The organism is Pseudomonas sp. B8(2017), from assembly GCF_002113575.1.
GTDB classification, from domain to species: Bacteria; Pseudomonadota; Gammaproteobacteria; order Pseudomonadales; family Pseudomonadaceae; genus Aquipseudomonas; species Aquipseudomonas putida_Z.
This window is the reverse complement of record NZ_NEIO01000006.1, coordinates 168,071-180,527: the sequence shown is the minus strand read 5'-3', so window position 1 is coordinate 180,527 and position 12,457 is coordinate 168,071. Positions and strand designations below refer to the sequence as shown.

Here is a 12,457-nt window from a genome sequence, read left to right as displayed (position 1 = left end):
CCCCCTTGTTCCGACATGGGTCAACCGCCGGTCAGGAAAAGGTTAGCAACCTCACAATTTTCGCCAACAGCACTCAAGACTGAGCAGTCACAACCGATAGCCCGGCAAGTCATGTTCTGTCGCACTTTGCGCACCCTTTTCCCTTTGCCTGGATCGTCCCTTCATGTCTCTACGTAATATGAACATCGCCCCGCGCGCGCTGCTCGGCTTCGCGCTCATCGGCCTGCTGATGCTTGGCCTCGGCATCTTCTCCCTCATCCAGATGGGCAACATCCGCCAGGCTGGCGTCGTCATCGAACAGGTCAGCGTGCCCAGCATCAAGATCCTCGACGAACTCACCGCCCTGAACCTGCGCATGCGCACCCTCTCCTACCGTCTGCTGCTCAACCGCGAGCCGGCGACCCAGCGCGAGACCCTGAGCCTGCTGGACGAGCGCAACAGCCAGATCGACCGTGCACGCCAGGCCTACCTGCCGTTGATCGGCGCCGCCGACGAACAGGCTGCATTCGACCAGTACGGCCAGTTGCTCAACCAGTACCGCCAACTTGAGTCGCGCATGCGCAGCCTGAGCCAGGCCGACCGCACCGACGAACTGCGCGACCTGCTCAACCGCGACCTGCTCGCCAACTCCGAACAGATCAACAAGGTCATGGACACCCTGGTGCGCATCAACACGGACCAGACCCGCGCCACCAACGAGAAGGCCGCCAACCAGTACGACGCTGCCTTCGCCCTGGTGATCGGCCTGCTGGTCGCCGCCACCGTGCTGACTTTCGTCTGCGCCTTGCTGCTGACCCGCAGTATCGTCAAACCGATCGAAGAAGCCCTCAAAAGCGCCGAACAGGTCGCCGACGGTGACCTGACCCACGTCATCCGCGCCGAAGGCACCGACGAAGCCGCCCGCCTGCTGCGTGCCATGGCCCGCATGCAGGACAAGCTGCGCGATACCCTGCAACAGATCGCCGGCTCCGCCACCCAGCTGGCCTCGGCGGCCGAAGAGTTGAATGCCGTCACCGACGAAAGTGCCCGCGGCCTGCAGCAGCAGAACAACGAGATCGAGCAGGCTGCCACTGCGGTAACTGAAATGACCAGCGCTGTGGAAGAAGTGGCGCGCAATGCCGTGAGCACCTCGGAAGCGTCCAGTGAAGCCAGCCGCTCCACCGGTGATGGACGTGACCTGGTGATGGAGACCGTGGGTGCCATCGAACGCATGAGTGGCGATGTGCAGGCCACTGCCAAACTGATCACTCACCTGGCCGAACAGTCGCGCGACATCGGCAAGGTGCTGGACGTGATCCGTGGCCTGGCCGACCAGACCAACCTGCTGGCGCTGAACGCCGCGATCGAGGCGGCACGTGCCGGTGAGGCGGGCCGTGGCTTTGCCGTGGTGGCTGATGAGGTGCGGGCGCTGGCTCATCGTACCCAGCAGTCGACCAGCGAGATCGAGCGGATGATCGGCAGTATTCAAGGCGGTACGGAAGAAGCGGTGGAATCGATGCGCACCAGCACCGAGCGTGCCGAATCCACCCTGAATATTGCCCGTGGCGCAGGCATGGCGCTGGACACCATTGCCGGGGCGGTGGCGCAGATCAACGAGCGTAACCTGGTGATTGCCAGCGCGGCGGAAGAGCAGGCGCAGGTGGCGCGGGAAGTGGACCGCAACCTGGTGAACATCAATGACCTGTCGGTGCAGAGTGCTACCGGGGCGCATCAGACCAGTGCGGCGAGTGCGGAGTTGTCGCGCCTTGCTGTAGACCTCAACGGCCTCGTAGCCCGTTTCCGCACCTGAAGAAGCTGGGGCCGCTTTGCGGCCCATCGCCGGCAAGCGCGGCTCCCACACCGACCGCAAGCGCAGTACCTGTGGGAGCCGCGCTTGCCGGCGATGGGCTGCAAGGCAGCCCCCTGCATACCCGGATCAGTAATCGATCCGCACATCCCCTTTCGGCACGCTGCAGCACGACAGGATGTAGCCCTCGGCTTCGTCCTCTTCGGTAATGCCGCCGTTGTGCTCCATCTCCACTTCGCCGCCCAGCTTGAGCACCTTGCAGGTACCGCAAATGCCCATGCCGCAGGCTTTCGGGATCATCAGGCCAACCTTGGCCGCCGCCGCGTGCACGGTCTCGCCCGGGGCGATGCGGATGCTCTTCTCGCTGCCGATGAACTCCACCAGGTTGAGATCGGCCGCATCCAGTTCCGGCGCGTCGGCAGCCTGTTCGGCATGCTCCACCGCATCGGCCTTGGCCTCGGGCGGCGTCGCGCCGAACGATTCCTCGTGATAGTTCTTCATGTCGAAGCCGACCGCTTCAAGCATGCGCTTGACCGCAGTCATGTATGGCGTCGGGCCGCAGCAGAACACCACGCGGTCCATGTAGTCCGGCGCGATCAGCTCCATCAGGCGCTGGTTGAGGTAACCGCGATAACCCGCCCACGGCTCACCCAGGCCATGCTTTTCACAAATGATGTGCAGGCTGAAATTGGGGATGCGCGAGGCCATCTGCTCCAGCTCGCGGTGGTAGATGATGTCCTTCGGCGAACGGGCGCTGTGCACGAACACCATGTCGACATTGCCGTTGGTGTCGTAGAACCAGCGCGCCATCGACATGACCGGGGTGATCCCGACACCGCCCGAGAGGTAAAGCACCTTCTGCGCAGGGAAGTCGATGGCATTGAACAGCCCCACCGGGCCGTGCACCGGCAGCTCGGCGCCTTCGTGCATGGTGTCGTGGAGGAAGTTGGACACCAGGCCGCCCGGTACACGCTTGACGGTGATCGAGAAGCTGTAGGGCACCGACGGTGAACTGGAGATGGTGTAGGAACGCATCACCGGCTTGCCTTCGATCTCCAGCTCCAGGGTGACGAACTGCCCCGGCTTGAAGAAGAACATGATCGGCTGATCGGCCATGAAGCAGAACGTGCGCACGTCCCAGGTCTCCTGGATGACCTTGACGCAGCGCACGATGTGGCGGCCGTTGGCCCAGGTCTGGGTAGTGACCGGATTGAGGAAGGTATCGGACATGTTCATCTCCAGCAGCCGACTATTGGCCTTTTTATGGCTTGGATAATGCGCAAGCTGAAGACGACGTACATTCCTGCCAGCGACATCGGCGTGCTTATCGCGACCAGCCCCGCGCTGCAAGGGCTGGCGCGTCGTAATTCAAATCGGCCATGTCGCCCATGGATACGGTTCATGACGCCTTCGGACGCACACTCCACGGCAAAACAACCAGCTGTTTCTTGATAAGCAGCCTTGCGGCACCACAACAACGATTAGCCACCTTTTGCCGGCCGCACACGGCCCCGAGGAATACACGATGGACGTCACCGCAACCCTGAGCCTGGGCGATCCACTGGAACCTGCACGCAAGGCCACCGCCGAGATGCTGCAGACCCGCGAGCGCACCTACTCGCTGCCCCAGCCTTTCTACACCGACGAGCGTCTGTTCCAGATCGACATGCAGGAGATCTTCCACAAGGAGTGGCTGATCGCCGGCATGACCTGCGAGATCCCGGCCAAGGGCAACTACATCACCCTGCAGATCGGCAAGAACCCGATCATCGTGGTGCGTGGCGCCGAAGGTAAGGTGCACGCCTTCCACAACGTCTGCCGCCACCGCGGTTCGCGCCTGTGCGTCAGCGACAAGGGCAAGGTGGCCAAGCTGGTCTGCCCGTACCACCAGTGGACCTACGAGCTGGACGGCCGCCTGCTGTTCGCCGGTACCGAAATGGGTGCCGACTTCGACATGAACCAGTATGGCCTGAAGCCTGTGAACGTGAAGGTCGCCGGCGGCTACATCTTCATCAGCCTGGCGGAAAACCCGCCTGCCATCGACGAGTTCCTGGCCACCCTGGACCACTACATGGAACCGTACGACATGGAAAACACCAAGGTGGCGGTACAGACCACTTTGATGGAAAAGGCCAACTGGAAGCTGGTGCTGGAAAACAACCGCGAGTGCTACCACTGCAACGGTTCGCACCCGGAGCTGCTGCAAACCCTGCTGGAATGGGACGACACCAACGACCCGCGCGCCAGCCAGGAATTCAAGGACCACGTGGCTGCCTCCGCCGCCGCCTGGGAAGCCGAGAAGATCCCGTACCTGCACAAGAGCCATGGCCTGCGTAACCGTATCGTGCGCATGCCGCTGCTCAAGGGCACCGTGTCGATGACCATGGACGGCAAGCAGGCCTGCCAGAAGCTGATGGGTCGTATCCAGAACCCGGACCTGGGCTCGATGCGCATCCTGCACCTGCCGCACTCCTGGAACCACTGCATGGGCGACCACATGATCGTGTTCACCGTGTGGCCGATCAGCGCCCAGGAAACCATGGTTACCACCAAGTGGCTGGTGCACAAGGATGCCGTGGAGGGTGTGGACTACAACCCCGAGAACATGCGCAAGGTGTGGGACGCCACCAACGACCAGGACCGTCGCCTGGCCGAGGAAAACCAGCGTGGTATCAACTCCACCGCTTACCAGCCTGGGCCATACTCGAAAACCTACGAGTTTGGCGTGGTCAACTTCATTGACTGGTACAGCCAGCGCTTGCTGAACAACCTGGGGGCGGAGCCGGCGGCGTATCTGAAGGAAGTTCAGGCGCAGTAAACGATGATGCCGTGCCTCGTCCGGTATGACGAGGCACGGCACACCTGCGTTTCAGTAAGGGGCGCTAATAGCATCAACTCCGTCTAACGACAAGGACAGCTCCCAGAACTTCTCCTCCATCATCGCTATGTACCTTGGCCATCACCCTCCCCGGCACACGGTAGGCCCCGGCTATTCCGCTACCGAGCGCTTCCGCTGCCCATTGCCCCGCCTGCAAACTCCCCCTCCTGACGAAAGGTGGGAGCAAGACTTGCCCTATGGCCTCGGCCACCACGCTCCACCGGTTGATGCCATGTCGATCTGCGAGTTGCGTCCATGTTTGATACACCGAATAGCCGTTTAAATTGGTGCCTATGGCAACGCCAGAACTTCCCCCAGCTCCGGTCCAGACAAGCTGGCTGACCAGTGGATCTGCCGGCGACACAGGTGCATTGAGGGTATTTCGGGCGAGATTGGCACCAGCCCCCATAGGGATAGAGGAATAAAACTGGAGCGAGTCTGCAAGCTGTGCGCGCACAAGTTCCTGGTCGGGTAACTCCCCGTTCATCCTCTGAATCCGCTGTCTAACCACAGCAAGCGACCTGCGGTTAACCGCGCCGAGTCCTGTTGAAACACTAGAGGCGGCCTGAGCCAGTGGAGGTATCCACTGCCAAACGCGGCCCGTTGAATCGTGCCTGTTAATCGGGTCCCCCTCACAATAGGCGTATCCATTGATGCCGCCCTTGGAGAATGGGCTAAGCGAATCCGGCGTGATGAACCGCATCAGGCCCGGGCTGTAGGAGCGATGGCCACTGCCCAACAGATAATTATGCGTCAACGGATCTTGGTATTGGCCACAAAAAGCCAGCCCTGAACCCAGGGAACCGCTAAGGAAGCCATAGGGTGAGTAAGCACGCGGACCCAAGGAAAGCACGCCCAGTACAGAGTGCTGCCGATCGATATTCAACAGGGATGCCGCCATGGTTGACTCACACTGATCGCGTGTGGACAGGGTAACGACGGACGCCAGGTTTGCGTACTGGCAAAAATATCAGGCAGACCACTGATCATTGTTTGATCAGACCGGCCAAGATGGCGTGGATATTGGGCTACAGCGGACTTCTTACACCTTGTCCACAGAAACACCAACAGAGTTTGTGAGCAACTGATGCAGTTTGTGCAATCGGATTGTGGATAAGCCACTCACGACCATGATTATCAAGGATCGAGCAGGATTATGGCGAGATTGATCACTTTCTGAACAAACCTGTCAAAGCCTTTAACTATGTGGCTTACAGGCGCTACCGAACAGATTATCCACAGACCGGCTAACAGCGATTGTGGGCAAAATCAGGAGGGTACTGCCGCGCGTTGCATGCGAAGGCAGGGATAAGACTGGTTGTTTTTTGACCATAATCTTGGAGGCCCCGTCATACAAGGGCTGCGGCCATGCGCCAACACTTTATCCACACCTTGGCGAACAGATTTGGTGGGCAAAAGCGCCCGATCGAGGCTGTGTATGGAATGTAGGAGCGGCCTTGTGTCGCGATGGGCCGCAGCGCGGCCCCAGTATCTCGACTACGAGTCAAGATTGCCGGGGGCTGCTGCGCAGCCCATCGCGACGCAAGGCCGCTCCTACACCGGGACCGCGTGAGGCTCTAGCGCAGCACGCCCTCTTCCACCAGCAGCTTGAGGATGGCATCGGCGCCTTCCTGTGGAGAAACGTCCTTCAACACCTTGCCACCGCCGCCACTGGCCTTGGCCGTCGCCGCCTTCATCCGGTCGGCACCGCTCTTGGCCTTGATCACCTTAAGCCGCTTGGGCCGTGGGCGGGCTGGCTGCAGTTCGGCTTCGGCCAGCAGTTCGTCTTCGACGATAGCCACGTTGCGTGCCGCCAACACACCCCGACGCGCCGGCCCGAAAGCACTCTGGCGCGGCTTGGGCGCAGCGTTATCCACAGTCGCCAGCAACGGCAGGCGCACCTTCAGCCGACGCCGCTGACCGCGCGGCAGCGCCTGCAATACCTGGGCGGTGCCGTTGTCGATCGACTCCACTTCAGCCAACCCCACAATCAGCGGCCAGCCGAGCTTTTCGGCCAGCAGGAACGGCAACATGCCCGACCCTTCGCCGGTCTCGGCCTGGCTACCGGTCAGCACCAGCTGTGCCCCGGCATCGCGCAGGTAATCCCCGAGCACGCCCAGCACGTCGGCACCGGCCGGCTGCTCCAGCACGTCCAGATGGTCCAGACCCATCCCCAGGTAGGCGCGCAGCGCCTCTTCCCGGGGGTCGCCGGCATGCACCACCTGCAAGTTATCCCCAGCCAGCTGCAAACCCAGCTCCACGGCGCGCGCATCTTGCTCGGCGCGGCGAGCGCGGCCGGAGCTGGGGTGGGCACCGATGGAAACCAGGCTGATCACTTTCGTACTCATGCTCGTGCCCTTATGCCGCGTCGCGCTGGCCGCCGCTGCGGTAGTTGTCCACAGCCTCGATCAGTGCCTGGAGAATCGCCGAACTGTCGCCAATTACCGACAGGTCGGCCCGTTTGATCATGTCGCAGCCCGGGTCCATGTTGATCGCCACCACCTTGTCGCAGGCGCCGATGCCCTGCAGGTGCTGGATCGCGCCCGAGATACCCACAGCCACGTAGACCCGCGCGGTAACCCAGGTACCGGTGGCACCCACCTGGCGGTTGCGCGGCATGAAGCCGTCGTCCACCGCCACCCGCGAGGCGCCTTCGGTGGCGCCAAGGGCCGCGGTGGCCTTGTGATACAGGTCCCAGTCCTTGACCCCGTTGCCACCCGAGACAATGAACTCGGCCTCGGCCATGGCAATGGTGGCCGGGTCCACGGCCACCGAGCCGAGGTCTTCGATGCGCGACAGGCTGCGTGCCACGCTTGTGGACAACTCCACCGGCAGCGCTTCGTGACGGGTTTCGCTGACTGGCTCGGCGCACTCGGCCGCCGCCAGGATCAAGCGTGGTACGGCGCGCTGCAGGTCTTGCTGGCCGGCACCGGCACGGCCGATGCACTGGCCGTCCTTGACCTGCCATACCCGCGTTGCCGGGCGCTCACCCAGTGCCGCGCCCAGGCGCCGGCCCAGTTCGCCACCACCGGTGCGGCTGTCGGGCAGCAGCCAATGGCGCGGGGTGAACTGGTTATCCACAGCCCGAAGGCCTTGAACGAGTTGTTCCGGTGCATAACCTTCGAAAGCCTCGCCTTCGATGACCAGCAGGCGGTCGACCCCGGCTGTGGAAAAGTTGCTTTCCTTGTGCTCGCCAAACACCACTGCCAGCACTGCACCGTCGCTGCCGGCCAGGCTGTGGGCCAGGCCGAGCAGGTCGCGGTCGTGGCTGCTCAGGCGGCCACCGACCATGTCCGGCACCACGGCAATGTAGAACGCCGGCGCCGGCACCTGGTGCAGCGGCAGCTTGACTTCGGCCGCCGCCGTGCGTCGCCCGCCCACGGCGGTGCCCTGCTGGGCGCCGCTGCGGTCGATGCGCTTGATGCCGGCCGGGCCGATGAAGCCTGCGGCAATCGCGTGGGGGTTCTTGCGGATGAGGCCGTTGGGCCCCATCCAGCTGGTCTGCTGCGTCTGCATCGCTGCATGCAGCGGGTGCAGACGGTTACGGGCGATCCACTCGGCGCGTGGGTCGCGGCGGATAATGTCGCTCATCAGTGCACCTCCGCAGGTTCACGTTTGGCCGTTTGCGGCTTTGGGGCAGAGGGCGCGTCCTCTTCGATCAGCACGTCGGCCACCAGTTCGGCCAGGTCCTTGATCTGCGGGCGCGGTTCGACCACACCTTCGAGCATGGCGGTGCACTGTGGGCAACCCACGGCCACCAGCTCGGCCTCGGTCTCGCGGATATCGTCCATGCGCATGTCCGGGATACGCTGCTTGCCAGGGATGTCGGTGATCGGCGCACCGCCACCACCGCCGCAGCAACGGGAACGGAAGCCCGAGCGCTGCATCTCGCGCACTTCGATACCCAGGGCCTTGAGCACGGCACGCGGAGCTTCGTACTCACCGTTGTAACGGCCCAGGTAGCACGGGTCGTGGTAGGTGACGCTGCCGCCCTTGTGCTGGCCGAGGTTGAGCTTGTTGGCCTCGATCAGTTCGGCGATGTAGGTGCTGTGGTGCTGCACCTGATAGTCGCCACCCAGGGCGCCGTACTCGTTCTTCAGCACATGGAAGCTGTGCGGGTCGCAGGTGACGATGCGCTGGAACTTGTACTTGGCCAGGGTCTGGATATTGCGTTTGGCCAGTTGCTGGAAGGTCGCTTCATCGCCCAGACGGCGCGCCACGTCGCCGCTGTCGCGCTCTTCCAGGCCGAGCACGGCAAAGTCCACGCCCGACGCCTTGAGCACTTTGACGAACGAGCGCAGGGTGCGCTGGTTGCGCATGTCGAAGGCACCGTCACCGACCCAGAACAGTACCTCGGTGGTTTTCACCTCCGACAGCAGTTGCAGGTTGAGGTCGGCGGCCCAGTTCATGCGCCCGCCAGGGGCGAAGCCGCCCGGGTTGTCGGTAGCGATCAGGTTGTCCAGCACTTCGGCGCCCTTGTTCGGGGTGGCGCCTTTTTCCAGGGTGAGATGACGGCGCATGTCGACGATGGCATCGACGTGCTCGATCATCATCGGGCATTCCTCGACGCAGGCACGGCAGGTGGTGCACGACCACAGCGTTTCGGCGTCGACCAGGCCATTGACGATCGGCTGGTGCGGGTGGCCGCCATGCTCACCGATCGGTTTGCCCGGGTATGGGCTGCCGGCGAACTGCGCATCGGTGCCACCGGCCAGGCCGATGACCATGTCCTGGATGAGCTTTTTCGGGTTCAGCGGCTGGCCGGCGGCAAAGGCCGGGCACATGGCTTCGCATTTACCGCACTGCACGCAGGCGTCGAAGCCCAGCAGCTGGTTCCAGGTGAAGTCCACCGGCTTTTCCACGCCCAGCGGCGCGTTCGGGTCTTCCAGGTCCAGCGGCTTGAGGCCGGTGGAACGGCCGCCGCCGAAGCGTTCGGCGCGGCGGTGCCAGGCCAGGTGCAGGGCACCGGCGAAGGCGTGTTTCATCGGGCCGCCCCAGGTCATGCCGAAGAACAGCTCCGACACGCCCCACAGCACGCCCAGGCCGAGAATGCCCACCATCACCCAGCCACCGGTGTTGGCCGGCAGGATGCCGGCGACCGGCAAGGTGGCGATGAAGAAGCTCACGGCAAACGCCAGCAGGCTCTTCGGCAGGCGCATCCACGGGCCCTTGGACAGGCGCGAAGGCGGGTTGAGGCGGCGCTTGAAGACGAAGATGGCGCCGCTGAACATGATCACCGTGGCCACCAGCAACGCGTAGCCGAGGATCTTGCTCTGCAGGCCGAAGCCGTGCACCAGGATCGCCAGCACGGCCGACAGCACGAAGCCGCCAGCGGTGGCCACGTGAGTCTTGGACATGTACTTGTCGCGCTCGACCACATGGTGCAGGTCGACCAGGTAGCGCCGCGGCATGGCCAGCAGGCCGCCGATCAGGTTGACCTTGGACGGCCGGCCACGCCGCCACATGCGCACCCGGCGCAGGGCGCCGAGCACTGCCAGGCCAAGGGCAGCGAACAGCAGGATAGGTAGAAGGGTGTTCAACATGGGAGGCTCCCACAACAGCTGGATTCTTGCGCCACTCTGAAGATGGGATTGGCCCCTGTGGGAGCGGGTTTACCCGCGAATGCGTCAGATCAGACAACTCTGTTGCTTGCGCTGACGCTTTCGCGGGTGAACCCGCTCCCACAGGGACCGCGCCCGGTGGCGACGATTTTTCTCGATCAGAAGTCCTTGCACAGGCGCAAGGCGTCGTAGATCGCCGCATGCACGTTGCGCTGGGCCACGCAGTCGCCGATGCGGTACAGCAGGTAGCCTTCGCCCGGCTGGCTGAGGATCGGCTGTGGCTTGATGGCGAACAGTGCCTCCACGTCGATCTGGCCTTTGTTGCGCGAACCTTCCTTCAGTGCGTAGTACAGCTGCTCGTCAGGACGCACGCCGTTCTCCACCACCACTTGGTCGACCACACGCTCTTCCTTGGCGCCGGTGTATTCGTTTTCCAGCACCGCCACCAGCTTGTCGCCTTCGCGGTAGACCTTTTCCAGCATCATGTCGCCGGTCATGATCACTTCTTTCGGGTACATGCTGCGGTAGTAGGTCGGGAAGGTAGTACCGCCCATGGCCACACCCGGCTTGATGTCGTCGGTGACGATCTCGACCTGGCTGCCCTTGTCGGCGATGAAGTCAGCCACCGACATGCCGGTGAACTCGCAGATGGTGTCGTACACCAGCACGTTCTTGCCCGGCGCAACCTTGCCGTCGAGCACGTCCCAGCTGCTGACCACCAGCCCTTCGGCGGCGCCCCAGTGCTCGTTCTGCTCCAGGAAGGAATGCCCACCCACCGCCAGCACGATGATGTCCGGGCGCAGGTCCTGGATGGCAGCCACGTCGGCGGCGGTGCCCAGGCGCAGGTCGACCTTCAGGCGCGCCAGCTCCAGCTGGTACCAACGGGTAATACCGGCGATCTGGTCACGCTGCGGGGCCTTGGCGGCGATGGTGATCTGCCCGCCGATCTGCTCCTTCTTCTCGAACAGGGTCACATCGTGGCCACGTTCGGCAGCCACGCGGGCCGCTTCCATGCCGGCCGGGCCGGCGCCAACCACCACCACCTTGCGCTTGGCGCCGGTGGTCTTCTCGATGATGTGCGGCACGCCCATGTATTCACGGGAGGTCGCGGCGTTCTGGATGCACAGTACATCCAGGCCCTGGTACTGGCGGTCGATGCAGTAGTTGGCACCGACGCACTGCTTGATCTGGTCGATCTGGCCCATCTTGATCTTGGCGATCAGGTGCGGGTCGGCCATGTGCGCACGGGTCATGCCGACCATGTCCACGTAGCCGCCTTCGAGGATACGCGTGGCCTGGTTCGGGTCCTTGATGTTCTGCGCGTGCAGCACCGGGACCTTGACCACTTCCTTGATACCGGCCGCCAGGTGCAGGAACGGCTCCGGCGGGTAGCTCATGTTCGGGATGACGTTGGCCAGGGTGTTGTGGGTGTCGCAACCCGAACCGACCACGCCGATGAAGTCGAGCATGCCAGTGGCGTCGTAGTAGGCAGCGATCTGCTTCATGTCCTCGTGGCTGAGGCCATCGGGGTGGAACTCGTCGCCACAGATACGCATGCCCACGCAGAAGTCGTCACCGACCTCGGCGCGCACAGCCTTCAGTACTTCCAGGCCGAACTTCATGCGGCCTTCGAAGGTACCACCCCATTCGTCGGTACGCTTGTTGACCCGCGGGCTCCAGAACTGGTCGATCATGTGCTGGTGCACGGCCGACAGTTCCACGCCGTCCAGGCCGCCTTCCTTCGCGCGGCGGGCAGCTTGCGCGTAGTTGCCGATCACGCGCCAGATCTCTTCCACCTCGATGGTCTTGCAGGTGGCGCGGTGCACGGGTTCACGGATACCCGACGGCGACATCAGGGTCGGCCAGTTGAAGCCGTCCCAGCGCGAGCGACGGCCCATGTGGGTAATCTGGATCATGATCTTGGCGCCATGCTTGTGCATGGCGTCAGCCAGGTTCTGGAAGTGCGGGATGATGCGGTCGGTCGACAGGTTGACCGACGCCCACCACTCCTGCGGGCTGTCGATGGCCACCACCGACGAGCCGCCGCAGATCGCCAGGCCGATACCGCCCTTGGCCTTCTCTTCGTAGTACTTCACGTAGCGGTCGGTCGTCATGCCGCCGTCAGTGGCGTAGACCTCGGCGTGCGCGGTGCTGAGCACACGGTTGCGGATGGTCAGTTTGCCGATCTGGATCGGCTGGAACATTGCTTCGAATGCCATGACGCTATCTCCG

At 63.3% G+C, this 12,457-nt stretch carries 8 protein-coding genes; 2 read left to right on the top strand and 6 right to left on the bottom strand.

Annotated elements, in window-relative coordinates:
- Nucleotides 1-163 precede the first annotated feature (163 nt).
- On the top strand, nt 164-1,789 hold the full coding sequence (locus tag CAG22_RS12040; RefSeq protein WP_085691997.1) for a methyl-accepting chemotaxis protein: 1,626 nt from the start codon (nt 164-166) through the stop codon (nt 1,787-1,789).
- A 126-nt stretch (nt 1,790-1,915) separates the two neighbouring features.
- Here CAG22_RS12040 and gbcB read toward each other — a convergent pair whose 3' ends face one another.
- Nucleotides 1,916-3,016, bottom strand: a complete 1,101-nt coding sequence (gene gbcB, locus CAG22_RS12035) for a glycine-betaine demethylase subunit GbcB (protein ID WP_015268654.1) — start codon at nt 3,014-3,016, stop codon at nt 1,916-1,918.
- Between the two features lie 295 nt (nt 3,017-3,311).
- On the opposite strand from gbcB, the gene gbcA reads away from it, so the two are divergent.
- Nucleotides 3,312-4,604 carry a glycine-betaine demethylase subunit GbcA gene (gbcA, locus tag CAG22_RS12025; protein WP_013970512.1) on the top strand — a complete coding sequence of 431 codons (1,293 nt, stop codon included), beginning with the start codon at nt 3,312-3,314 and terminating at the stop codon, nt 4,602-4,604.
- Between the two features lie 73 nt (nt 4,605-4,677).
- Here the strand turns inward: gbcA and CAG22_RS12020 are convergent, their stop codons facing one another.
- The 5 genes from CAG22_RS12020 to dgcA all read right to left on the bottom strand — a co-directional run bounded on the left by CAG22_RS12020 (nt 4,678) and on the right by dgcA (nt 12,444).
- Entirely contained in the window at nt 4,678-5,565 is an 888-nt protein-coding gene (locus CAG22_RS12020; protein ID WP_085705526.1) for an RHS repeat-associated core domain-containing protein, read from the bottom strand.
- A 676-nt stretch (nt 5,566-6,241) separates the two neighbouring features.
- Entirely contained in the window at nt 6,242-7,012 is a 771-nt protein-coding gene (locus CAG22_RS12015) for an electron transfer flavoprotein subunit beta (protein WP_085705525.1), read from the bottom strand.
- Between the two features lie 10 nt (nt 7,013-7,022).
- A complete protein-coding gene (locus tag CAG22_RS12010; RefSeq protein WP_039613190.1) occupies nt 7,023-8,255 on the bottom strand; it encodes an electron transfer flavoprotein subunit alpha/FixB family protein in 1,233 nt (410 codons plus the stop codon).
- Nucleotides 8,255-10,207, bottom strand: a complete 1,953-nt coding sequence (dgcB, locus tag CAG22_RS12005; protein ID WP_085691996.1) for a dimethylglycine demethylation protein DgcB — start codon at nt 10,205-10,207, stop codon at nt 8,255-8,257. The genes CAG22_RS12010 and dgcB overlap by 1 nt, the downstream gene beginning before the upstream one ends.
- A 176-nt stretch (nt 10,208-10,383) precedes the next feature.
- Nucleotides 10,384-12,444, bottom strand: coding sequence for a dimethylglycine demethylation protein DgcA (gene dgcA / locus CAG22_RS12000; protein WP_025337383.1), 2,061 nt, complete (start codon nt 12,442-12,444; stop codon nt 10,384-10,386).
- Between the last annotated feature and the right edge of the window lie 13 nt (nt 12,445-12,457).